The 20,077-nt window shown below is 38.7% G+C and carries 31 protein-coding genes; all 31 read left to right on the top strand.

Translation table 11 applies throughout. The annotated features are described in order from the left end of the window. The first annotated feature begins 4 nt into the window (after positions 1–4). The 31 genes from A2G56_RS00940 (at position 5) to A2G56_RS01080 (ending at position 20,072) form a co-directional block, all read left to right on the top strand. Positions 5–190, top strand: a complete 186-nt coding sequence (locus tag A2G56_RS00940; RefSeq protein ID WP_062707745.1) for a helix-turn-helix domain-containing protein — start codon at positions 5–7, stop codon at positions 188–190. Between the two features lie 168 nt (positions 191–358). Further along, positions 359–1,006 carry a hypothetical protein gene (locus A2G56_RS00945; protein ID WP_062707748.1) on the top strand — a complete coding sequence of 216 codons (648 nt, stop codon included), beginning with the start codon at positions 359–361 and terminating at the stop codon, positions 1,004–1,006. Between the two features lie 88 nt (positions 1,007–1,094). Then, complete coding sequence (locus tag A2G56_RS00950) at positions 1,095–1,331, top strand: hypothetical protein (protein ID WP_062707751.1); 237 nt, start codon at positions 1,095–1,097, stop codon at positions 1,329–1,331. Position 1,332: 1 nt separating this feature from the next. Continuing rightward, positions 1,333–1,479, top strand: a complete 147-nt coding sequence (locus A2G56_RS10540) for a hypothetical protein (protein ID WP_157761182.1) — start codon at positions 1,333–1,335, stop codon at positions 1,477–1,479. Then, a complete protein-coding gene (locus A2G56_RS00955; protein WP_062707754.1) occupies positions 1,479–1,700 on the top strand; it encodes a hypothetical protein in 222 nt (73 codons plus the stop codon). Before A2G56_RS10540 ends, A2G56_RS00955 begins: the two co-directional genes overlap by 1 nt. Beyond that, positions 1,693–1,926: a hypothetical protein gene (locus A2G56_RS00960; RefSeq protein ID WP_062707757.1), complete on the top strand. Its 234-nt coding sequence runs from the start codon at positions 1,693–1,695 to the stop codon at positions 1,924–1,926. Before A2G56_RS00955 ends, A2G56_RS00960 begins: the two co-directional genes overlap by 8 nt. A 67-nt stretch (positions 1,927–1,993) precedes the next feature. Continuing rightward, entirely contained in the window at positions 1,994–2,527 is a 534-nt protein-coding gene (locus A2G56_RS00965) for an HNH endonuclease signature motif containing protein (protein WP_216634353.1), read from the top strand. Further along, positions 2,511–3,830, top strand: coding sequence for an AAA family ATPase (locus A2G56_RS00970; RefSeq protein ID WP_062707760.1), 1,320 nt, complete (start codon positions 2,511–2,513; stop codon positions 3,828–3,830). The genes A2G56_RS00965 and A2G56_RS00970 overlap by 17 nt, the downstream gene beginning before the upstream one ends. A gap of 27 nt (positions 3,831–3,857) precedes the next feature. Next, positions 3,858–4,916, top strand: coding sequence for an ATP-binding protein (locus A2G56_RS00975; RefSeq protein WP_062707762.1), 1,059 nt, complete (start codon positions 3,858–3,860; stop codon positions 4,914–4,916). A 35-nt stretch (positions 4,917–4,951) separates the two neighbouring features. Beyond that, positions 4,952–5,089 carry a hypothetical protein gene (locus tag A2G56_RS10545; RefSeq protein WP_157761183.1) on the top strand — a complete coding sequence of 46 codons (138 nt, stop codon included), beginning with the start codon at positions 4,952–4,954 and terminating at the stop codon, positions 5,087–5,089. Continuing rightward, entirely contained in the window at positions 5,086–5,670 is a 585-nt protein-coding gene (locus A2G56_RS00980) for a hypothetical protein (RefSeq protein ID WP_082785082.1), read from the top strand. The genes A2G56_RS10545 and A2G56_RS00980 overlap by 4 nt, the downstream gene beginning before the upstream one ends. Then, the gene (locus tag A2G56_RS00985) at positions 5,670–7,250 is read left to right on the top strand and encodes a DEAD/DEAH box helicase (protein ID WP_062707765.1); all 1,581 of its coding nucleotides are present in this window, start codon (positions 5,670–5,672) and stop codon (positions 7,248–7,250) included. Before A2G56_RS00980 ends, A2G56_RS00985 begins: the two co-directional genes overlap by 1 nt. A gap of 7 nt (positions 7,251–7,257) precedes the next feature. Beyond that, positions 7,258–7,497 carry a hypothetical protein gene (locus A2G56_RS00990; RefSeq protein WP_062707767.1) on the top strand — a complete coding sequence of 80 codons (240 nt, stop codon included), beginning with the start codon at positions 7,258–7,260 and terminating at the stop codon, positions 7,495–7,497. Then, entirely contained in the window at positions 7,494–9,752 is a 2,259-nt protein-coding gene (locus A2G56_RS00995; protein WP_062707768.1) for an AAA family ATPase, read from the top strand. Before A2G56_RS00990 ends, A2G56_RS00995 begins: the two co-directional genes overlap by 4 nt. Positions 9,753–10,159: 407 nt before the next feature. Continuing rightward, positions 10,160–10,456 carry a DUF3310 domain-containing protein gene (locus tag A2G56_RS01005; RefSeq protein ID WP_082785083.1) on the top strand — a complete coding sequence of 99 codons (297 nt, stop codon included), beginning with the start codon at positions 10,160–10,162 and terminating at the stop codon, positions 10,454–10,456. After that, positions 10,449–10,844, top strand: a complete 396-nt coding sequence (locus tag A2G56_RS01010) for a RusA family crossover junction endodeoxyribonuclease (protein WP_062712332.1) — start codon at positions 10,449–10,451, stop codon at positions 10,842–10,844. The genes A2G56_RS01005 and A2G56_RS01010 overlap by 8 nt, the downstream gene beginning before the upstream one ends. A 2-nt stretch (positions 10,845–10,846) precedes the next feature. Beyond that, positions 10,847–11,062 carry a hypothetical protein gene (locus A2G56_RS01015; protein ID WP_418080404.1) on the top strand — a complete coding sequence of 72 codons (216 nt, stop codon included), beginning with the start codon at positions 10,847–10,849 and terminating at the stop codon, positions 11,060–11,062. A gap of 2 nt (positions 11,063–11,064) precedes the next feature. Further along, positions 11,065–11,211, top strand: coding sequence for a hypothetical protein (locus A2G56_RS10725; protein WP_172793777.1), 147 nt, complete (start codon positions 11,065–11,067; stop codon positions 11,209–11,211). Further along, on the top strand, positions 11,208–11,501 hold the full coding sequence (locus A2G56_RS01020) for a hypothetical protein (protein WP_062707776.1): 294 nt from the start codon (positions 11,208–11,210) through the stop codon (positions 11,499–11,501). The genes A2G56_RS10725 and A2G56_RS01020 overlap by 4 nt, the downstream gene beginning before the upstream one ends. Before the next feature lie 90 nt (positions 11,502–11,591). Then, a complete protein-coding gene (locus A2G56_RS01025; RefSeq protein WP_062707779.1) occupies positions 11,592–12,011 on the top strand; it encodes a transcriptional regulator in 420 nt (139 codons plus the stop codon). A 111-nt stretch (positions 12,012–12,122) separates the two neighbouring features. Next, complete coding sequence (locus A2G56_RS01030) at positions 12,123–12,653, top strand: terminase small subunit (protein ID WP_062707782.1); 531 nt, start codon at positions 12,123–12,125, stop codon at positions 12,651–12,653. Then, positions 12,637–13,911, top strand: coding sequence for a PBSX family phage terminase large subunit (locus tag A2G56_RS01035; protein WP_062707786.1), 1,275 nt, complete (start codon positions 12,637–12,639; stop codon positions 13,909–13,911). Before A2G56_RS01030 ends, A2G56_RS01035 begins: the two co-directional genes overlap by 17 nt. A 10-nt stretch (positions 13,912–13,921) precedes the next feature. Beyond that, positions 13,922–15,433, top strand: a complete 1,512-nt coding sequence (locus A2G56_RS01040; protein WP_062707789.1) for a phage portal protein — start codon at positions 13,922–13,924, stop codon at positions 15,431–15,433. Beyond that, complete coding sequence (locus tag A2G56_RS01045) at positions 15,414–16,781, top strand: minor capsid protein (RefSeq protein ID WP_062707792.1); 1,368 nt, start codon at positions 15,414–15,416, stop codon at positions 16,779–16,781. The genes A2G56_RS01040 and A2G56_RS01045 overlap by 20 nt, the downstream gene beginning before the upstream one ends. Before the next feature lie 2 nt (positions 16,782–16,783). Continuing rightward, positions 16,784–17,026, top strand: a complete 243-nt coding sequence (locus A2G56_RS01050; RefSeq protein ID WP_062707793.1) for a hypothetical protein — start codon at positions 16,784–16,786, stop codon at positions 17,024–17,026. Positions 17,027–17,248: 222 nt separating this feature from the next. Continuing rightward, positions 17,249–17,830: a DUF4355 domain-containing protein gene (locus tag A2G56_RS01055; protein ID WP_062707796.1), complete on the top strand. Its 582-nt coding sequence runs from the start codon at positions 17,249–17,251 to the stop codon at positions 17,828–17,830. A gap of 6 nt (positions 17,831–17,836) precedes the next feature. Continuing rightward, entirely contained in the window at positions 17,837–18,724 is an 888-nt protein-coding gene (locus A2G56_RS01060; RefSeq protein WP_062707798.1) for a phage major capsid protein, read from the top strand. 5 nt (positions 18,725–18,729) lie between these two features. Beyond that, positions 18,730–19,077: a phage head-tail connector protein gene (locus tag A2G56_RS01065; RefSeq protein WP_062707801.1), complete on the top strand. Its 348-nt coding sequence runs from the start codon at positions 18,730–18,732 to the stop codon at positions 19,075–19,077. 9 nt (positions 19,078–19,086) lie between these two features. Further along, complete coding sequence (locus tag A2G56_RS01070; protein ID WP_062707803.1) at positions 19,087–19,365, top strand: hypothetical protein; 279 nt, start codon at positions 19,087–19,089, stop codon at positions 19,363–19,365. Next, the gene (locus A2G56_RS01075) at positions 19,362–19,706 is read left to right on the top strand and encodes an HK97-gp10 family putative phage morphogenesis protein (protein ID WP_062707806.1); all 345 of its coding nucleotides are present in this window, start codon (positions 19,362–19,364) and stop codon (positions 19,704–19,706) included. The genes A2G56_RS01070 and A2G56_RS01075 overlap by 4 nt, the downstream gene beginning before the upstream one ends. Positions 19,707–19,715: 9 nt before the next feature. Further along, positions 19,716–20,072 carry a hypothetical protein gene (locus tag A2G56_RS01080; protein WP_062712338.1) on the top strand — a complete coding sequence of 119 codons (357 nt, stop codon included), beginning with the start codon at positions 19,716–19,718 and terminating at the stop codon, positions 20,070–20,072. The last annotated feature ends 5 nt before the right edge of the window (positions 20,073–20,077 follow it).

Consider the following 20,077-nt stretch of genomic DNA (forward strand, 5'->3'; position numbering starts at 1 on the left):
AGATATGTGGGAAAAAATTGAACAGTGTTTGATTGAAAAGAATATGACAATGTACCGTCTCAGTAAAGAAGTAGGACTAAATCAGAACAGCCTACTTGACTTAAGAAGTGGACGTAAAAAGTCACTTAAATTTGACGATGTTGTCAAAATAGCTGACGCACTAGACATCAGCTTGGATTATTTTAGATAAACCACTCTCTCGCAGGTAGCCACGACGCTATCAAGCAGATCAATAAATAATTTCCATACCTAATTAACTGCTAATACGATGTGTTCTAAAGTGTCTCCAATAATTAATATTTTACACAAGTCTTGGTAGCGTCACGGGTGCCTGTGAGAAAAAGAAAAGGAAACTAAAATGACTAAAAAATATGAATTATTGACAGAAGACACAATTGAAGTGTTTGGCAGGAAACTATTTAGAATCAAAGCGCTTGTTAGCTTTGGGGTCGTCAGGAAAGGCGAACTCGGTGGTTACATCGAGAAAGAAAGCAACCTTTCTCATGAGGATAAGGCTTGGGTTTACAGCCATGCTCAAGTTTATGGCGATGCAGAGGTATCAAGCGATGCAAGGGTATACGGCAATGCAATGGTATTCGGCGATGCAAAGGTTTACGGCGATGCAGGGATATTTGGCAATGCAAGGGTATATGACAAGGCAAAGGTTTGCGGCGATGCAAAGGTTTACGGAGATGCAAGGGTATACGGCGATGCAGAGGTATCAAGCGATGCAAGGGTATACGGCAATGCAATGGTATTCGGCGATGCAAAGGTTTACGGCGATGCAAGAGTTAAGTTATCAAAAGATTACATTGTTTTTAAAAACACATGGTCTAGCTTTAGATGGTTTACCTATACAAAATCTAACAAAATGTGGCGTGTTGGCTGTTTTTATGGGACAGGTCAGGAGCTGATTAAAAAGGCTTATAAAGATAGCAAAACTTCTGGCAAATGCTACGAAGCATATGTAAACCTTGTTTTGGAGTTAGAAAAAATCGAAAAATAATGCGGGGCACCAAAAAAAGTCCGATTGCAGTCGGACTCAGAACAAAAAATATTCACTTAATTATACCACAAAGAAGAAAGGGATTGTTATGTTAGCAGTTTTAAAAAATGGCATACAAGTGCCTTACGAAGAATTATGGCTAAACGATGAAGATTTAGCAGAATTTGCTGGTAAGTCAAAAGAAACGATTCAGAAGCAGTTACGTAGAATGTACAAAGTGAAAGAGTATCGCCCATATATTGATAAAATCGGCGGTCGTTCTACAAAGTTATCAGCATATGAAAAATGGCGTAAGTCGGAAAATATCAAGATTAAAGGAGCATAGTATGAAATTGTTTAACAAAAAAACTAGAGTGCAAAAAGCATTTACGATTATTGCAACATTTATCGACAAAGCAGATATTTCAGATCAAGAAAAAACGCGTTTGAAAAATCTGTTGCTTAATATCAAAACTTATACAGGAGCGGCTTAATGTTTGAAGTAGAAAAGAAACCCAAAAACACATATTCGCGTATTAGATGTGCGAACGATATCTATGATCAGATCGCTGACATTGCCGATGAATGTGATTTAACACTAAAGCAAGTCACTGATGCATTGCTTGGTTATGCACTAGCTCATTCACAAGTGATTAGCTCAGAAAAGACTATAGTAGAGAGTAAATTGATTGTAGGAGAAATTGAAAATGACTAAAAATAAATTATCTGATTTAAATGATCACTTATTCATGACTTTAGAACGTCTAAGTGATGAAGATCTTAGCACTGAAGAGTTAGAGCAGGAAGTAGAACGTTCTAAGGCTGTCACTAACGTGGCAACGAAGATTATTGATAACGGCAAGCTAATTCTTGATGCTCAGAAAGTAGCTGCTGAATATAACGGACGATCAAACGTTAACTTGGAGCTGCTGAATGGTTAGATGTAAAAGATCAGGGTTACTAACTGATGAACAACGTAGGTATTTTATTAAGATCCAAAAAGGAAAGATGGCCAAAGACGTTGCTCAAAAAATGAATAAAAAATTTGGGTTAAACCTTACTGCACAGCAGATAAAAACGTACAGGGGAAATCATAAGATTGATTCCGGGCTAACAGGACATTTTCCTAAAGGCAATGTGCCGTTCAATAAGGGTAAAAAATTCCCTAATATGCCACCTAATAGCGGGCAGTTTAAAAAAGGACACAAACCAAGCAATTGGTATCCTGTAGGCACTGTCAATAAAACTACTGATGGTTATCCTAAGATAAAAGTAGCTGAACCTGATAAATGGGAGCTTTTGCATCGGAGAGAGTGGGTTAAGCATAACGGGCCTATTCCTGATGGTCATCGCGTTGCTTTCCTAGATGGGAACAAAGAAAATTGGAAAATTGATAATCTTACCTTGCTCAACAGTAACGAACTGGTAAAGATGAATAAACATCATTATTTTTCAGAAGATCCAGAGCTTACGAAGGTTGGTATTGGTGTGGTTAAAGTGAACAATAAAATACAGGAGTTGAATAATGTCAATAACAATTAATAAGCTTGAAATTGAAAACGTCAAGCGAATCAAAGCAGTAAAAATCGAACCATCAGCAACTGGTTTAACAATTGTAGGTGGTAATAATAATCAAGGTAAAACAAGCGTATTAGACGCAATTGCCTGGGCACTAGGCGGTAATAAGTACAAACCTAGCCAAGCCATGCGAGAAGGGTCACAAGTACCACCTACGCTTAAAATTACCATGTCAAATGGTCTTGTCGTAGAGCGTAAGGGAAAGAATGCTAGTCTAAAGGTTATTGACCCTAATGGCCAAAAAGGCGGTCAGCAGTTGCTGGATAGCTTTGTAGAAGAGTTAGCTATCAACTTGCCTAAATTCATGGAAGCTACAGCAAAAGAAAAAGCTGATACCTTGTTACAAATCATTGGGGTTGGTGATCAGTTAGTTGAGTTAGAGCTTAAGGAAAAGCAGATTTATGACAATCGTCATGCTATCGGTGTCATCGCTGATCAAAAGGAAAAATTCGCTAAGGAACAACCTTATTATCCTGACGCACCGAAAGAGCTAGTTTCGATTTCTGAGCTTATTCAACAGCAACAAGCTATCTTAGCTAAGAATGGCGAAAATGCTCGTAAACGCCAGAATGTAGCTGTCATTGAGCAGAACTACAACTTTAAGCAACAAGAAGTTGAAGAACTCAAGAAGAAATTGCAATTAGCTGAAGAACAACTTGAGCAATTATCTAGTGATCTACAAGTAGCTAAAACAGATGCAATGGATCTACATGATGAAAACACTGAAGAGATTGAAAATAGCATTGCAGCTATTGATGACACAAACCGCAAAGTTAGAGCTAATCTTGATAAGGATAAAGCAGAAGAAGACGCCAAGGCCCAACGGGAACAGTACAACGAACTCACAATCCAAATTGAAGCAGTACGACAAGAAAAACGTGATTTGTTAACTAATGCCGACTTGCCACTTGAAGGTCTCGCTGTAGATGATGGGAAATTACTTTACCTTGGCCAAGAATGGGATAACATGTCCGGTTCTCAACAATTGATGGTAGCGACTGCTATTGTTCGAAAACTCAAACCTGACTGCGGTTTTGTCTTGATTGATAAGCTAGAGCAGATGGACAAAGTAACGCTTGATCAATTCGGGGGATGGTTAGAACAAGAAGGTCTTCAAGCAATCGCTACTAGAGTTTCTACTGGTGAAGAATGTGCCATCATCATCGAAGATGGATATTCAGTGAAAAATAAAGTTCACAGTTTTGAAACTGCAGCAACAGGTAGTTTTGCCGAAACAGTAGCACCAACTTGGCAAGGTGGATTTTAGATATGTAATACATGGGGGTAGAAATTAATGCAAATTACAAGAGGAAAACGTGCCAGGGCACAACGTGTAGTCATCTATGGACCAGAGGGGATTGGTAAGTCTAGCTTTGCAGCCCAATTCCCCGAACCTTTATTTATCGATACGGAAGGGTCAACTGACAACATGGACGTAGCACGTTTAGATAAACCGACAAGCTGGACCATGCTACGTAATCAAATTGCTTGGGTCAAGTCTAATCCAACGTGTTGTAAAACCTTAGTCATTGATACCATTGACTGGGCAGAGAGCTTAATTGTTGCTGATGTCTGTGCCCAACATGGTAAAAAAGGGATTGAGGACTTTGGTTACGGAAACGGCTACACCTATGCTCGTGAAGAAATGGGACGTTTTTTGAACTTACTCCAAGAACTTATTGAACTTGGTATCAATGTGGTACTGACTGCCCATGCTCAGATGCGAAAGTTTGAACAACCTGACGAAATGGGCGCTTATGACCGCTGGGAACTTAAGTTAGGTAAAAAGACTAGCTCACAGACCGCACCAGTCGTTAAAGAATGGGCTGATATGGTACTTTTTGCAAACTATAAGACCATCGTAGTTAATTCAGACAGCAATAAGAAGAAAGCACAAGGTGGTAAACGTGTGCTCTATACTCAACATCACCCCGCATGGGACGCCAAGAACCGTCACGGCCTACCAGAAGAAATGCCACTAGATTATGCAGGGATTGCGCATATCTTTGCGTCACAAACCCAGACGCAAACGGGACCAGCACAGGGACAAATCGCACATGAACCCGTACATGTGGACCAACCGACAACGATGTCAACACCAAACCAGACTACTGACATCAGTCCACTTATTCCAAAAGCTCTACAAGACTTGATGATTGGTAGCCAAGTATCGCAAGATGAACTGTTACAAGCTACCTACGTTAACGGTATTTATCCGTTAGGAACGACAGTAGAAGCGATTGATCCAGACTATTGGGAATACGTCATCACAGTGTGGGATAAAGTGGTAGCAGTTGTCAATGAAAAAGTGAGGGTTAATCCGGATTTACCCTTCACCGTGGAGGGGGCGTAGATTCTGGGTTTTAGAAGCAATAGCGAGGTTTAATCATGGAAGATAAAGAACTTACCGCGGTTTTTAAAAATGGATTGTCTGAAGTCTATGGAGACAATATTCCAAATAACTTAACATTTACTCAATTTATTAAAGATATCAACAGAAAGATTAAACAGGAGAATATAAAATGACAGATTTTAATAACAACGTAGAACGCGAATTCGATTGGAATGACACGCTTGTCAATGACGGTAATGAATTCATCTTGCTCCCTGCCGGAGAGTATGAATTTGAAATTACTAAATTTGAACGTGGTCGTTTCAACGGATCAGAAAAGATGCCAGCCTGTCCAAAAGCTGAACTCACATTTAAGATTGAGTCTCCTCAGGGCACAGCATTTGTATCTGAACAACTCTTACTACACTCTAAAATGGAATGGCGCTTATCTGCATTTTTCGCAGCTATCGGTCAAAAGAAAAAAGGCCAACCATTGCAAATGAACTGGAATACAGTTATCGGTTCTAAAGGTCGCTGTAAAGTAATTGTCAACAAGTACACTAACCGCGATGGTGCAGAGCGTAAAAATAACCGTATTGACAGCTATATCATGCCAGAAGGTTACGAAACTGGAGCGCAACAAACATCACAAACTCAACCAGCACAACAACAGCCACAAGCACAACAAACTAGCTTTTTCCAAGGTAATACTACTCAACTAGCCCAACCACAACAGCCTACACAACCAGCTAATGGTGGATTTGGAGGGTTTTAATGCAGCTTAGACCGTATCAAGAAGCAGCACGGTCAAAAGTACAACAGGAGTGGGAAGAAGGCAGGAAGCGGACACTTCTTGTCTTACCTACTGGCTGTGGGAAAACGATTGTTTTTTCGAAAATTATCGAAGACCGTGTTAGACGTGGAGAACGTGTTTTGGTACTGGCTCATAGGTCAGAACTCTTAGAACAGGCTAGTGATAAACTCAAGACCGCAACAGGATTAGGAACTGCTCTAGAGAAAGCAGAAAACACGTCAATCGGTTCCTGGTATCGTGTTGTAGTTGGTTCAGTTCAAACGATGCAACGAGAGAAACGACTTAGTCAGTTTCCAGCTAATCACTTTGACACTATTGTGATCGATGAAGCGCACCACGCCATATCAGATGGTTATCAACGAGTTTTAGAACACTTTGACACCGCTAACGTCTTAGGAGTTACAGCAACTCCAGACAGAGGAGATATGAAGAATTTAGGTAGCTACTTTGACAGCTTAGCCTATGAATACTCGTTAGTTGATGCCATCAAGTCTGGTTACTTATCTAAAATTTCAGCGGTTACTATTCCGTTGGAGTTAGACTTATCAACAGTTTCTCAGCAAGCTGGGGATTTCAAAGCTAGCGACATTGGGACAGCATTGGATCCATACTTAGAACAAATCGCTGATGAAATGCTGAAACAGTGTTCCGATCGTAAGACAGTTGTTTTCTTGCCATTAGTCAAGACTTCTCAGAAGTTTAGAGATATCCTAAATACTAAAGGTTTTAGAGCAGCAGAGGTCAACGGAGAATCAAAAGACCGTGCTGAAATCCTCGAAGATTTTGACAAAGATAAGTACAACGTGCTTTGTAATTCAATGCTTTTGACAGAGGGCTGGGACTGTCCGACAGTAGATTGTGTAGTAGTTCTAAGACCTACTAAAGTAAGAGCTTTGTACAGCCAAATGGTAGGCCGTGGGACTCGCTTAGCCCCAGGAAAAGAAAACCTCTTGTTATTAGATTTCTTATGGCACACAGAACGCCATGAGCTTTGCAGGCCGGCACATTTAATCACTGAATCTGATGAAGTGGCTAAGAAGATGACAGAGAATGCTGAGGAAGAAGCTGGAACAGTACTGTCTTTGGAAGATATGGAAGTAAAAGCTGTTGAAGATGTGGTTGCTCAACGTGAAGAAGCACTGGCTAAACAGCTTGAAGAAATGCGAAAACGTAAGCGTAAGCTTGTTGATCCATTGCAGTTTGAAATGTCTATCCATGCCGAAGATTTATCTGACTATGTACCGTCGTTTGGTTGGGAAATGGCTCCAGTGTCCGACAAGCAAAAACAGGCTTTAGAAAAATTTGGGATTTTCACTGATGAAATCGGAAATGCTGGTAAAGCTGCTAAGTTATTAGACCGACTTAGCAAACGTCGTGATTCTGGACTGACAACTCCAAAACAAATACGTTTCTTAGAGCAACGTGGTTTTAGAAATGTTGGTACATGGCAATTTGAGAATGCTAAAAATCTCATTGACCGCATAGCAGCCAACGGCTGGAGGATTCCAAGAGGTGTAGATGTAGCAACTTATCAAGGATAAAACACACATGCACATGATTTTTAAACGCAAACACTTAGCTAAAGGAGCTATTGTTGTTGATTATCAACATCAAGCAACGACTCCTAGAGATTACTGCGACTTGTTAAATCAGTTTGAATTATCTGATGAAGAAATCGCACAAAAGACAGGTATCGACTGTCGAAGAGTCACAAGGATTAGATCCTATGATTTACCATACGAAGATGAAATGAAACAGATTGAAAGGATATTTAAACATTTAAGATGACAGAAGGAACTTTTGATTTGCTTCCGCTGCTTGAATACATTGACCCGTCAATGCTGTCATACCAAGAGTGGGTCAATGTGGGGATGGCTTTGAAACACGAGGGCTATACCGCAGCGGACTGGGATCACTGGTCACAAGCTGATAAACGTTACAAGAAATTTGAATGTTTTACAAAGTGGGAAACATTCAACGGTAACGGATTAGGTACAGTGACTGGTGCAACGATTACACAAATGGCAAAAGACAATGGATGGGTATCTGAGTATAAAAGTAACAACGAAGACTCACACGAGCTAAGTTGGGACGATACTATCGATCGTGATTATCGTATCGTTGATAAAAACTGGATTGAGTCTAAAGAAATCCAAGAGCCTAAGAATTGGCAACCTGTCCAAGATTTGATCAGATATTTAGAAACGCTATTTGACTCTACAGATTTAGTGGGCTATGTGACTTCTACTTATCCTATTGAGACGGATGATGGCACTATTTATAAGCCTACTCAAGGCAATTATGACCGTACTGCTGGAGAGCTTATTCAAGCGCTACAAAAGAATGGCAATGACATCGGAGCAGTCTTTGGAGATTACAAGGAAGAAGCTGGCGCGTGGATTCGATTCAATCCGCTAGATGGCAAGGGGGTCAAGAATGATAATGTGACAGACTTCCGTTATGCATTGATTGAGTCTGACAGCATGGATTTAGGTAAGCAGTACGCTCTTTTTAAAGAGTTAGAGTTGCCTATCGCAACACTGACACACTCTGGAAAGAAATCACTGCATGCTATCGTGAAAGTTGATGCAAGAGATTACCAAGAGTATCGCAAGCGTGTTGATTATATCTATCAAATCTGTAAGAAAAATGGATTAGACATCGATACCCAAAACCGTAACCCTAGCCGTCTATCTCGTATGCCTGGTGTGACTCGAAATGGTCACAAGCAGTTCTTGATTGATACTGAAATTGGTAAAGCTAACTATGAAGAATGGTATCAATGGATAGAGGACTTAAACGATGATTTACCTGATCCAGAGACCCTAGCTGATGAATGGGATAACTTGCCAGAGCTAGCTCCTGAATTGATTAAAGGTGTGCTACGGCAAGGACACAAGATGTTGATTGCTGGTCCTTCAAAAGCTGGTAAATCCTTTGCCTTAATAGAGTTATCTATCGCTATTGCAGAGGGGACTGACTGGTTAGGGTGGCAGTGTGAACAGGGGAAAGTCCTCTATGTCAACTTAGAGCTAGATAGACCGTCAGCTTTACATCGTTTTAAAGATGTTTATGAAGCTATGGGACTACAACCTAGTAATGTAGCAAATATTGACATTTGGAATCTCCGCGGTAAGACAGTACCGATGGACAAGTTAGCGCCGAAGCTAATTCGTAGATCGCTTAAGAAGAACTATCAAGCAGTTATCATTGACCCTATTTACAAAGTTTTGACTGGAGACGAAAACTCAGCAGATCAAATGGCCCATTTTACTAACCAGTTTGATAAGGTGGCTACTGAACTTGGCAGTAGTGTGATTTACTGTCACCACCATTCAAAAGGTAGCCAAGGCGGTAAGAAGTCTATGGACCGTGCTAGTGGTTCTGGAGTCTTCGCCAGAGATCCTGATGCATTGATTGACTTAGTAGAGCTAGAACTCACAGAAGAGCTAGTTAAAGCTAGATCAGAAAAAGCTGCAGCTAAGATTTACCAAAAAGCGCTGCAAGAGAAAGCTCTTGGTTATTATCAGCAGGAAGTGACACTAGACGATTTGGAAAGCAGATATCAAATGCAACAACATTTTGACAAAGCTATTCCAGACATCTTGATCAAACAACCATACCTGGAAGCAATCAAAAAAGCTCAGCATAAAGTAGAGGTTGCGACTGCTTGGCGAGTAGAAGGCACTTTACGAGAGTTCGCTAAGTTTGCCCCTCGGAATATGTGGTTCAGCTATCCTAAGCATGAGCTTGATAACGTCGGTGTATTAGCTGATATCCAGCTAGAAGAAACAGGTCCGACTTGGAAGAAGAATATTAATAAAGCCGAGAAAAGTAAGAAAAGGACTTCTGAAGAAAAACAAGAAAAGTTATTTAATGCTATTCAAGTATTAGATGACGGTCTCGAACCAGTTTCTATTGATGATGTAGTGGAATATTTTTCAACCGAAGAGAAGCCTGTGAGTGAAAAAACGGTCCGTAGATGGATCAAAAATTCAGGTCAATATGAAGTCGAAAAAGGCAAAATATTACCCAAAAAATGACGATTAGGACATGGACAAAACCAAAAATGTCCGTGGACAAAATCATGGACAAAACCAAAAAAAATTGGTTTTGTCTGTCCCAAAAATTACGGACAAAACCAAAAAAATTATGTCCCTAAAAATGTCCGAGGGACATAGGGACAAAACCAAAAATGTCTCTAAGGAATCGCTCAACCACAAGGGTTTGAGCGTGTTGCGGACAAAACCAAAAATGTCCCAAAAATTAGGGACAGAATTAGGGACAGAAAATAATATATATTCATATATTATTTTTGGGAAATGTCCCAATTGGTCAATGGGTACATGAACAGGAACAAGGGGGCTATGCATCCGCCCCTTGTAACCCTGTAACCATGTCCCCTGACATTGACTAAGCGCGTGGAAAAGAAAGAAGGTAAAAAATAAAAATGGATATTTGGAAAGAAAGAGATCCGTCAACTGGTGAGATTATCACTTGTGATTTTATCCCTGGAACGGACCCAGTAGAAAAACCAAAACACTATCAAGGTAAGTATAACCTGGAAGCTATATCAGTCATTGATAATTTTATCGGCGATTTGAGTGGTAAGTCAGCATGGGCTTGGGGAAATATGATTAAGTACGTTCTACGCTTCCAGTCTAAGAACGGTTTAGAGGACTTGAAGAAAGCTCGTAAAAACCTTGACTGGCTGATTGAAGAATTGGAGAAGAAAGATGATTGTTGAATTTTTCTTGCCTATGGAGAAAATCCCAACGACGACTCACCAGCAGAAGAAAGTAACTGTCAGAAATGGAAAGCCACATTTCTACGAGCCTGAAAGTTTGAAGAATGCCAGGGATAAGTTTACAAGTCTTTTAGCTCAACATGTACCGCCTGATAAACTGGACGGACCTATTCGGTTGACGGTCAAGTGGTTATTTCCCAAAATCAAAGAGAGTACCAATGGTCAGTACAAAACGACTAAGCCGGATACGGATAATTTACAAAAGCTCCTCAAAGATTGTATGACTAATCTTGGGTATTGGCATGATGATGCTCAAGTAGCTAGTGAGATTGCTGAGAAGTTTTGGGCTGATACGGTTGGTATTTATGTGAAAGTGGAACGTCTATGAGAATGAATTATATTGATTTTTTTGAAAAAGAGGTCCCAAACTGGATGAGAGCTAGCAATCAGAAAATGCAAGAATTCGGATTCAACACGGATCCTTACTGGCAATGGGTTGTTTGGTCTATGGGTGAAATTTGTAATAAATACAACAATGATGAACTAGTCAGTAATCAAATGAGTATGATATTTGATTGGTTAGATGAAAAAGCGAAAGGAGGGTAGGTGTGCATTATACCGTTACCGTTTATCAAAATAATAAGGTTATTGAGACATATTATTTTGAATCACATTTTTTAGCTCGAGTGAAACGCCATCGATTGGAGTTGACGTTTCCGAAAGAATTGTATGATATCAGAATTGAGGAAGTATGAAAGATTTGTTTAAGTATACCTTGCCTGTCCTTCCCTGGATAATTATCACCATACTATTTGCTTGGTTGATTACCAATGACTCAAGATTAGAAAATAAAATCGAATCATTGGAGGTTAAACGAGAACAAAAATTACCTGAAGCATTCGGTGGGGTAGGGTATATCTCGAAAGTTGGCGAGGACTATATAGACGTTGTCGGCTACGGTAGATTTTTAATTACTCCTGACGAGAGTCAGTTTTTACAAGTAGGCGATAAAGCGCCTGCGTATATTTTGGAGAGGGGACAATAAAAAGCAAATAGCAAAAAAGACCAGCACTGGCCGGTCTCCGTGTTAATAAGCATCGTAATCTTATTATACCACGGAGGTCGATTGTAGCCAATGAAGGATACACTAACAAATTCACAACTTAAAGCACTTGATGAGTGGCTGTTTAATTGGCAACACATTGATAAAAAGATTGCCATAAGAAAGCTGGAGCTGCAGACAGATACAAACGCTGAAGTAGACGATAATATAGGTGGTGGGAAAGCTAATCATATTTCCAGAGTGACTGAGACGGTAATTGCTAGATGGGACTGTGACCAAACCCTAAAAGGGTTAGAGAATTTCAAAGCTGCAGTCATTGAAACGTTAGACGTTCTTGATTCGGAATTGACAGCTATTTTTTATTTGAGATGGGGAACTGGTTCAATCAACACTTGGGAAGAGATTGGAGATAAGCATCACTTGTCTAGAAAGTCTATTTATCGCAAACGGGAACGGATTTTAGAGATTTTTTCTCAAAAAATCGGAATGTGACACAAAAAAGGCTATTAGTGTCACCTAAAAAGTGCTAAAGTGATAGTATGAGTTTTAAAGGTAAGGAAAGAGAGATCCCTTGCCTTTTTTGTTTACGGAAAGGAGGTAGCAATGTCTCAACAAAATCAAAAATTAATCGATGAATTAAAAACTTACGCGCTGGATTTAATGTCGGACTGGTCTACCTCCCGAAGTAGACAGAAAGCATTTATCTTAAATTACATGGCTAATGGCTTTTCAAATGCTACTGAAGCGGCTAAAGAGGCTGGTTTTAGTGAAAAAAGTGCGCATACTACAGCACATAAAATGTTAACAGGTTCTGAAAAGTTCCTACACATCCCCCCAGTGGTTGAAAAGCTAAAAATAGCCTTTGATGAACGACAAACGGAGCTGTCAATTTTATCAAATTTAGAGATAGAACAGTTCTGGGCTGATGTTGTTCGTGGAAAAATAAAAGATGTTAAATTAGTTGGTGTTGGCGAAGGTGCACAGGCTGTCAAAGAAGTGCCAGCGGACCTCTCTATTCGTCTGAGTGCTGCTGACAAGGCGGCTAGATCTAAAGGGATGTATCAAACTAATATCGACATTACCCAGCGTAACATCGATATTAAAGTAGGAGATTGGGATGCTGACGAAGAATAAACCTAAAATAAATATCTCTATCGAATATCCTAGTAGAGTATTCAACAAACACATTTACGATAAACTCTATGACTATGATACCTTCACGGAAGTCCATTATGGTGGAGCTTCGAGCGGTAAAAGTCATGGTGTGATTCAAAAGATTGTATTCAAATCCTGTCAAGACTGGAGGCACCCTCGCAAGGTGCTTTTTTTGCGTAAGGTCGGTTCAACCGTCTATGATTCAATCTTTGAGGATGTCAAACAATGTCTTAGCACTTGGGGATTGCTGGATAGGTGCAAAGTTAATAACTCAGCTTATCGGATTGAGTTGCCAAATGGCGCTCAGTTTATTTTCAAGGGCTTGGATAACCCAGAGAAAATCAAATCCATAAAAGGAATCTCTGATGTCGTCATGGAAGAAGCGAGTGAATTTACCTTAGATGATTACACTCAGTTAACCTTACGTCTACGTGATCGCAAACATAAGCAAAAGCAAATCTATCTGATGTTTAACCCAGTGTCTAAAGTGAACTGGACCTATAATGCTTTCTTTGTAAAGTCACCTAAAAATACAGTTGTCTATCATACGTCTTACAAAGATAATCGTTTTTTGGATGAAGTGACTAAAGAGAATATCGAAGAGTTGGCCAACAGGAACGAAGCTTATTACAAGATATACGCTCTTGGTGAGTTTGCCACCCTTGATAAGCTGGTCTTTCCAAAGTATGAGAAAAGACTACTTAACAAGGATAAGCTAACGCATTTACCGTCTTACTTTGGCCTTGACTATGGTTTTATCAATGATCCATCAGCTTTTATGCATATCAAGATTGATGATAAAAATAAGAAACTCTACATCATGGAGGAATATGTCAGAAAGAACCTGACAAATGACAAAATAGCTGAAGCTATCAAGGGTTTAGGCTATGCCAAGGAAGAGATCAGAGGAGACTCTGCCGAAAAGAAATCGAATCAGGAGTTGCGTAATTTAGGTGTACCTAGAATGATTGATGTTCAAAAAGGACCAGGGACAGTTATGCAAGGCATACAGTATCTTTTACAGTATGACATCGTTGTAGACGAACGTTGTGTAAAGACTATTGAAGAGTTAGAAAATTACACTTGGCAAAAAGACAAGAAAACGAATGAGTATATCAACAAGCCAGTAGATAGTTATAACCATTGCATAGATGCCATTAGGTACGCTGCACAAGATAGGATTTATCAAAATAAATCAGCTAAAAAACGCATGGAAAATGCTAAGTATTATTTTTAAAAGGTGACTTATGGAAGTGAATTTTTTAAAAGGTACACGTTTCAGTCCCCAATCCAATGATCAAATTATCATGAGAACCGAAGACTACGAGATTGTTGATTTTGAATCAGAAAAATGGATTGAGCAACTAAAACGCTATGTATCAAGACATAAAACACAACTCGAACGCTTGAAAGAATTAAAAAGATATTATCTTGGTGATAACAATATCAAGTATAGGCCAGACAAGACAGATCAATTTGCTGCTGATAATAGGATAGCTAGTGATTTTGCTAAGTATATTACTATTTTTGAACAGGGTTATATGCTTGGTAATCCGGTTGAGTACAAAAACGAAGATGATACAATTCAACAGAAAATCGAAGACTTTAGTTCTGTCACAAATGAGGAATATCACAATATTGAGTTGATGACAGATTTATCAATTTATGGTCGTGCTTATGAATTGTTAGCTACTTACAAACAGGATAAATCAAGCCCAGTTCAAATCAAATTATATAAGCTTGATCCGCAACAAACATTTGTTGTTTATGATGATACTCACGAAAGAAATTCTCTTTTTGGTATTAATTATTACACAGTTGATTATGGTGATGGCCACAAAAAAGAAGTTTACGTAGTATACACAAGCAGTACTGTTTATATCTACAATGATGATAATCAAGAAACGACAGGTATGCATTTGGTAGAAGACGAGAAACACTTCTTCAATGGTGTACCTATCAATGAATATAGCAATAATAGCGATCGTACAGGAGCGTTTGAGAATGTATTAGATGCGATTGACGCTTATGACTTATCACAGTCCGAATTAGCGAACTTTCAACAAGATAGTAACGATGCTATTTTAGTAATTACAGGAAATCCTTATACGGGAGCTGATGAAAAAGATTACTTTGAAGATGGTCGTATTAATCCGAATGGGCGCCTGGCTATTTCGATTGGCTATAAAAAAGCTAAGTTGCTTATTCTTGATGATAATCCTAACCCAAATGGTGCTAAACCTGATGCCTACTATCTCAAGAAAGAATACGATGCTACAGGTGCTGAAGCTTACAAGAATAGATTAGTCAAAGACATCTTACGTTTTACTTTTACACCAGACAGCACAGATGAGAATTTCTCAGGAGTTCAAACAGGGGAAGCCATGAAGTATAAGCTGATGGCTTCTGATAATTATAGAGCTAAGCGTGAAAGGCTTTTTAAGAAAGGACTCATGAGACGACTGAGGCTTGCTGTCAATATTTGGAGAATCAAAGGAAGTGATTCTGTAGCTTATGAAGCAATCAATCAAACTTCTATTACCTTTACACCAAATATACCCAAAAATAACAATGATCTAGTTGCTATTGCTAAAACGTTGTATGGTATGGTTAGTGATCAAACGATTTTTGAAATCTTAAATCTTGTCACTGGTGTTGATGCTGAAAAAGAATTGGAACGTTTGAAAGAACAAGAAGATAATCAAGAAGAACCTAGACCTAGACTAGGAGGTATTGAGGATGGCCAAGAATCATCTTGATTACTGGAAAAATCGTATTGATGATATTTTACGTTATGTAGATCAGACTGATTTTGATTTCTTCGCAGAATTAACTAAGTTATATGCTGATGAATCCGCTCAGATTCAAAAAGAACTCTATTCTTTTTATGGAAAGTATGCTGATGAAAATGGCTTGACTAAGGACCAGGCAATGAAACGCTTGATGAAAGAAGATTTGTCTGATTACCAATCAAATGCCAAAGAGTATTTTGAACAGGCTAAAAAAGACCCTGAACTATTAAAACGACTCAATGAGCAGTACACATCAGCTAAAGCGACGCGGTTAGAAATGTTAAACCTAGAATTAGCTTATCGTATTGGTTTATTAAACGGTAAACTACAAAAGAGTTTTGGTAGTTACTTGAAAAGTGTCGCAAGTTATGCTTATCGTAAAGCCATGGGCGGCCATGGGGTAGGTATTAATACTCCAGCTATCGAAGAACTGGCCAGAACGCCTATAAATGGTCGTAATTACTCTGAAGATTTATGGAAACATACTGACAACCTAGCCAAGGATTTGAAAGAAACTTTACGCCGTGGTTTTATTCGTGGTGAAAATCCACGAGTCATGGCACAAGCTATCGCCAGCAAATACAATGTCGCTAAAAGTAGAGCGCAGACCTTAGTCAGAACCGACGGTACAGCAGTCATTGCTAATTCAGTAGCTAGACGTTATCAAGATGCAGGATTGAAATATTATCGCATCATGGTTCATTTAGACGAAAGAACAACAGAAACTTGTCGTGCAATTGCCAAAGAGGACAAGCGTTACGAATTATCTGAGTTTAAAGCTGGTGTAACAGCACCACCTTTTCATTATAATTGTCGTTCAGGGATTATTCCAGATGGTGATGAATTGGATGATGCATCGCTTGATTCTGTGGAAGAAAAGTCGTATAATCAAGGCATGAAGAGCAGTGGCGCCATATCTTCCAGAAGGGGAGATATTAAAAAACAACAAGATGAATTTGCTGAACGTTATTATAATCAGTTGCGTAATTCGAAAAGGAATTTGGTTGTTTCTAAAATATCAAAACGTAGCGGAGTAGATAAAGAAACAGTTTATACTGCTTTAGAACATATTCTGGATAATCAGTATATGTTATGGGACAGTGAGGAATTTGAATATCGAATGAGAACTTTTTATCCTCATTACGATATGGCAATATCTCTTCAGCGTTTGATGATTGGCGATATTGTTGAGAATGATACAACGATGCTTAAGCATGAAGCTTTAGAGCATTACTATATGAATGTTTTTAAAATGGACTATGACGACGCCCACAAATTAGCTAACCAAAAATATAACTACGAGGAAGGTGATTAACCATGGCTAAAATTGATGCTCAAATGATTTCGCTTTATAAAATTAAAGATACAGAGAAGGAACGTCAATATTCAGCTATTAGTGGAACCAGCAAAGGGATCGCTACTGTGGATAAAACGACCTCTGTTTATAGTTATGATGGGGATAACCTTGGTAAATTCTCGGATTTTGTAAAAGATACTTTAACTCTAAGTGTTTTAAAAGGAAAAACACTACCTGATAAAATTGTCCACGGCTTTGGTTGATAATTATTTCAAGCACCAAATGGTGCTTTTTTAAATACTTGAAAGGAGATATCATGTTAACAATGTTATGGCAGCTTATCTGCTTTTTTATTTTTGTCAATTATAGCTGTTGTAGAAGAACAAAGACCTTGACGGGTCTTTTCTTTTTGTCCAAAACGTGCTGACGACTTTAAAAGCTGGATGGAATAGTCAGACATGACTTAAAACAAGGAGGGCTGTCTTATGGCAGAAGAAACTAATAACACAGAAGTAGTTGAAAATGGAACAGTCGACACTCCAGAGACTACTACTGAAGAAAGCAAAACGTTCACTCAGCAAGAGCTTGATGATATTGTTGAAGCTCGTGTCGCTCGTGCAGTTAAGAAAGCACAAAAAGACGCAGAAGAACAAATTCAAAAGGCTCAATCGGAAGGTGAGCGTCTTGCAAAACTCTCTAAGGATGAGCGTAACAAAGAGGAACAGGCTAAGCGTCTATCTGAATTGGAAAAACGTGAACATGATTTAGCAATGAAGGAGCTAAGTATCGAGGCACGTTCGCTATTATCTGAAGAAGGCTTGCCTGCAGAGTTTTTAAATATCGTCATGGCTGATACTGCAGAGTCAGTTAAAGATAATATTTCAAATCTCCGCACAGTGTTTGATGAAGCAGTTGAGAAACGTGTTGATGAACGATTAACGCAGTCTAGAGTTAAGACTGGCTCAACCGCTGGTGCAATGTCTAAACAGGATATTATGGCTATCTCTGATACAAATGAACGTCAGCGTTTAATTGCAGAGAACATGCATTTATTTAAGAAAGGATGATAAAACATGGCAGAAACTAATCTTACAACCATGAATGATTTAGGAGAAATTAAATCAATTGATTTCGTTAATAAATTCTCCACCAACATCAATGAACTTTTAAAACTTTTAGGAGTGACACGTCGTGAAGCATTGTCTAGAGACATGAAAATTAAGACTTATAAATGGACTACGACTGTAGATGAAACTTCGGTTGCTGAAGGTGAAACAATTCCACTCTCAAAAGTTACCTACGCTCCAGATAAGGAATATGAAGTAGCATGGATTAAGAAACGTCGTGCAGTATCGGCTGAAGCTATCGCTCGCCATGGTGCTTCTATGGCTATTGATCAAGCAGACGCTAAATTGATGCGTGAAATTCAAAATAAAATCAAAACTGATTTCTTTACCTTCCTAAAATCTAAACCTACTAAGGTTACAGGAACAGGTTTACAAGGAGCTTTGGCTCAATCGTGGGGTAAGCTAGCAACATTCAATGAGTTCGAAGGGTCACCGATCGTCTCTTTTGTTAGCTCACTTGATGTCGCTGATTACCTTGGCAATACTGGTGTAGGGGCTGATGCTTCTAACGCTTTTGGTTTAACACTTTTGAAAAACTTCCTTGGTATGCAAAATGTTATTGTTATGCCATCAGTTCCAAAAGGAAAAGTATATTCTACTGCGGTAGATAATCTTGTGTTAGCATATCTTGATGTTAACTCTAGTGATCTTGGTAATCTATTTGCTGATTATACTGATGAAACTGGTTTAATTGCTGCTGGTCGCGATCGTCAATTGAATAATTTAACTTACGAGTCAGTATTCTTTGGTGCTAATACACTTTTTGCAGAAGTTCCAACTGGTGTCATTGAAGCAACTATTGAAGCACCGGCGCCTAAAGTAGCAGGAGCTTAATCGTCATGGATAAAAGTGGTATTTTAGATGAAGTTAAACTCTTTAAAGGTATCACTGATAGCTTACAGGATGATTTAATTTCGTTAATTATTGACGATAGCATTGATAGGATTTTGGCAGAAGTTAATAGTATGCTAGATAATCCTATTAGTGAATTACCTAATTCGCTAACTTTTATAGTCAGAGATGTGGCTATAAAACGGTATAACAAGTTGAATTCAGAAGGTACAAAAGAAGATTCAGAAGAAGGTAGGTCTTTTAAGTGGGAAAATTCATACTTGGACGAGTATCGCAATATTCTCGCTAACTTAGGCAGGTCTTATCGAGCGAGAGGAATCGCTAGATTTATGTAAGGAGTGCTTATGATTTATAACGAAAGGGTTATTTTGATAAGTGAAAAAGAAGTTGATGATTTCCTTGGAAGTAAGAAAGTCAAAGATAAATCTCAACCAATCCCATGCATGCGAGGGACATTAACCAATGCAGAACAAATGGGATTATTTGGTAAATATGATCTGAATGCTTTTAAACTACACTTACAAGGAATATATCGTGATTTTTCATCAGTAATCTATGATGAGCAAGAGCGCCTCATCAAAGGAAAAACTTATCACAAAAATAGTACGGTTATCTATTTATGAGTATTACTTACAAAATTAAGGGCCTTGGACGGTTCGAACGGATGGTTAGACAGAAAAGTCGCAAAGCACAGGTAGCGGTTGAGTCTGAACTCAATCGCTCAAGTTTACGTGTCGAACGAAATGCTAAAATTTATGCTCCCTGGGATACAGGTTGGATGTCTAACTCTATATACAGCATGTATCAAGATGTTTTGAAGTATGTTGTAGTTAGTCCTGCTGAATACAGCATTTACGTTGAAAAAGGGACACGTAAGATGATGGCTCAACCATTCATTCATCCTGCACTACAAGAAGAAGCGCCGATTTTGATGAAACGGTTATCGAAAATGTTTGGGAAGTAGGTGGTAGTTATTACTTTTTCGCCATCAACGTTACATTTAAACTCAATAAAAACAAGGTTGGACCCCTTAGGGATTCCGACCTATTTTTATTTGCCTGATAGCTCTGTTTTAGAGCCTTTTTTGGTCATTGGTACAAATAGTAGCGATACCACTAAAACGGCTCAAACGGGACTATTAATTGAAGATACAACAGTATCTATTGATATCTTTTTACCTAATAATAGTCGAACAAATGCTGAAGATATAAAAAGTAAAGCTATACGGCTACTTGGTAGAAATAAACTAACAGCTAATGTATTGATGGATAACAGTATAGGACGTGAGGTCTATCATATTTCCATCACATTAACTGAAGCTATTTTATAAAAAGG

Origin of the sequence: Streptococcus halotolerans (assembly GCF_001598035.1) — a bacterium.
GTDB classification, from domain to species: Bacteria; Bacillota; Bacilli; order Lactobacillales; family Streptococcaceae; genus Streptococcus; species Streptococcus halotolerans.

What these genes read in the sequence shown, in the direction of transcription:
- A2G56_RS00940 (WP_062707745.1), top strand. Translation starts at nt 5, where the DNA reads ATGTGGGAAAAAATTGAACAGTGTTTGATTGAAAAGAATATGACAATG.
- A2G56_RS00945 (WP_062707748.1), top strand. Translation starts at nt 359, where the DNA reads ATGACTAAAAAATATGAATTATTGACAGAAGACACAATTGAAGTGTTT.
- A2G56_RS00950 (WP_062707751.1), top strand. Translation starts at nt 1,095, where the DNA reads ATGTTAGCAGTTTTAAAAAATGGCATACAAGTGCCTTACGAAGAATTA.
- A2G56_RS10540 (WP_157761182.1), top strand. Translation starts at nt 1,333, where the DNA reads ATGAAATTGTTTAACAAAAAAACTAGAGTGCAAAAAGCATTTACGATT.
- A2G56_RS00955 (WP_062707754.1), top strand. Translation starts at nt 1,479, where the DNA reads ATGTTTGAAGTAGAAAAGAAACCCAAAAACACATATTCGCGTATTAGA.
- A2G56_RS00960 (WP_062707757.1), top strand. Translation starts at nt 1,693, where the DNA reads ATGACTAAAAATAAATTATCTGATTTAAATGATCACTTATTCATGACT.
- A2G56_RS00965 (WP_216634353.1), top strand. Translation starts at nt 1,994, where the DNA reads ATGGCCAAAGACGTTGCTCAAAAAATGAATAAAAAATTTGGGTTAAAC.
- A2G56_RS00970 (WP_062707760.1), top strand. Translation starts at nt 2,511, where the DNA reads ATGTCAATAACAATTAATAAGCTTGAAATTGAAAACGTCAAGCGAATC.
- A2G56_RS00975 (WP_062707762.1), top strand. Translation starts at nt 3,858, where the DNA reads ATGCAAATTACAAGAGGAAAACGTGCCAGGGCACAACGTGTAGTCATC.
- A2G56_RS10545 (WP_157761183.1), top strand. Translation starts at nt 4,952, where the DNA reads ATGGAAGATAAAGAACTTACCGCGGTTTTTAAAAATGGATTGTCTGAA.
- A2G56_RS00980 (WP_082785082.1), top strand. Translation starts at nt 5,086, where the DNA reads ATGACAGATTTTAATAACAACGTAGAACGCGAATTCGATTGGAATGAC.
- A2G56_RS00985 (WP_062707765.1), top strand. Translation starts at nt 5,670, where the DNA reads ATGCAGCTTAGACCGTATCAAGAAGCAGCACGGTCAAAAGTACAACAG.
- A2G56_RS00990 (WP_062707767.1), top strand. Translation starts at nt 7,258, where the DNA reads ATGCACATGATTTTTAAACGCAAACACTTAGCTAAAGGAGCTATTGTT.
- A2G56_RS00995 (WP_062707768.1), top strand. Translation starts at nt 7,494, where the DNA reads ATGACAGAAGGAACTTTTGATTTGCTTCCGCTGCTTGAATACATTGAC.
- A2G56_RS01005 (WP_082785083.1), top strand. Translation starts at nt 10,160, where the DNA reads ATGGATATTTGGAAAGAAAGAGATCCGTCAACTGGTGAGATTATCACT.
- A2G56_RS01015 (WP_418080404.1), top strand. Translation starts at nt 10,847, where the DNA reads ATGAATTATATTGATTTTTTTGAAAAAGAGGTCCCAAACTGGATGAGA.
- A2G56_RS01020 (WP_062707776.1), top strand. Translation starts at nt 11,208, where the DNA reads ATGAAAGATTTGTTTAAGTATACCTTGCCTGTCCTTCCCTGGATAATT.
- A2G56_RS01025 (WP_062707779.1), top strand. Translation starts at nt 11,592, where the DNA reads ATGAAGGATACACTAACAAATTCACAACTTAAAGCACTTGATGAGTGG.
- A2G56_RS01030 (WP_062707782.1), top strand. Translation starts at nt 12,123, where the DNA reads ATGTCTCAACAAAATCAAAAATTAATCGATGAATTAAAAACTTACGCG.
- A2G56_RS01035 (WP_062707786.1), top strand. Translation starts at nt 12,637, where the DNA reads ATGCTGACGAAGAATAAACCTAAAATAAATATCTCTATCGAATATCCT.
- A2G56_RS01040 (WP_062707789.1), top strand. Translation starts at nt 13,922, where the DNA reads ATGGAAGTGAATTTTTTAAAAGGTACACGTTTCAGTCCCCAATCCAAT.
- A2G56_RS01045 (WP_062707792.1), top strand. Translation starts at nt 15,414, where the DNA reads ATGGCCAAGAATCATCTTGATTACTGGAAAAATCGTATTGATGATATT.
- A2G56_RS01050 (WP_062707793.1), top strand. Translation starts at nt 16,784, where the DNA reads ATGGCTAAAATTGATGCTCAAATGATTTCGCTTTATAAAATTAAAGAT.
- A2G56_RS01055 (WP_062707796.1), top strand. Translation starts at nt 17,249, where the DNA reads ATGGCAGAAGAAACTAATAACACAGAAGTAGTTGAAAATGGAACAGTC.
- A2G56_RS01060 (WP_062707798.1), top strand. Translation starts at nt 17,837, where the DNA reads ATGGCAGAAACTAATCTTACAACCATGAATGATTTAGGAGAAATTAAA.
- A2G56_RS01065 (WP_062707801.1), top strand. Translation starts at nt 18,730, where the DNA reads ATGGATAAAAGTGGTATTTTAGATGAAGTTAAACTCTTTAAAGGTATC.
- A2G56_RS01070 (WP_062707803.1), top strand. Translation starts at nt 19,087, where the DNA reads ATGATTTATAACGAAAGGGTTATTTTGATAAGTGAAAAAGAAGTTGAT.
- A2G56_RS01075 (WP_062707806.1), top strand. Translation starts at nt 19,362, where the DNA reads ATGAGTATTACTTACAAAATTAAGGGCCTTGGACGGTTCGAACGGATG.